Genomic DNA, 761 nt, shown 5'->3' with positions numbered 1-761 from the left:
CCCACCCGGTGACGACACCCTCGATCTGAGGCTCGACGAACTCGTCACCCTCCTCGAAGGCGGCCACATGGACGCCGAGATCCTCGACGGCGACCTGCTGGACTCCGTCGCCTCCTGGAACCCGGCCCCCACACCCGTAGGCGTCTTCCAACTCGTCCCCGTGCGGCTCGAACGAGACCTGCCGCTCATCACCCGGTGGATGAACGACCCCGCCGTCGCCGCCTTCTGGGAACTGGCCGGACCCGATAGCGCCACCGCCGAGCACATCAGCGCCCAACTCGAAGGCGACGGCCGCAGCGTCCCCTGCCTCGGAGTGCTCGACAACACGCCCGTGAGCTACTTCGAGATCTACCGGGCGGACCTCGACCCGCTCGCCCGGCACTACCCGGCGCGTCCCCACGACACCGGTATCCATCTGCTGGTCGGAGGCGTCACCGACCGTGGCCGCGGTGTCGGCAGCACCCTGCTGCGCACCGTCGCCGATCTCGTCCTCGACCACCGTCCCCGCTGCACCCGCGTCGTCGCCGAACCCGACATCCGCAACACCCCCTCCGTCTCCGCGTTCCTCACCGGCGGCTTCCGCTTCGCGGCGGAAGTCGACCTTCCCGACAAACAAGCGGCCCTCATGATGCGTGACCGCACCCTCCGTCACGTTCTGTGAACAACCCTCTGCCTTCTCTCCACCGCCCGGCCCACAGCGGTTCCCACTCCGAGGAGTCCTCGTGTCGACGTCCCCTGCACCCCACGACTCCGCACAACCC

At 69.0% G+C, this 761-nt stretch carries 1 protein-coding gene; it reads left to right on the top strand.

Annotated elements, in window-relative coordinates:
* A partial coding sequence (locus EAO70_RS36755) for a GNAT family N-acetyltransferase (RefSeq protein ID WP_148007109.1) occupies nucleotides 1-661 on the top strand: 661 nt, incomplete at its 5' end.
* Nucleotides 662-761 lie beyond the last annotated feature (100 nt).

Origin of the sequence: Streptomyces sp. adm13(2018), assembly GCF_008042145.1 — a bacterium.
In the GTDB taxonomy this organism is placed as follows: Bacteria; Actinomycetota; Actinomycetes; order Streptomycetales; family Streptomycetaceae; genus Streptomyces.
The sequence above is the reverse complement of the archived record's forward strand: the minus strand, read 5'-3'. Positions and strand labels throughout refer to the sequence as shown.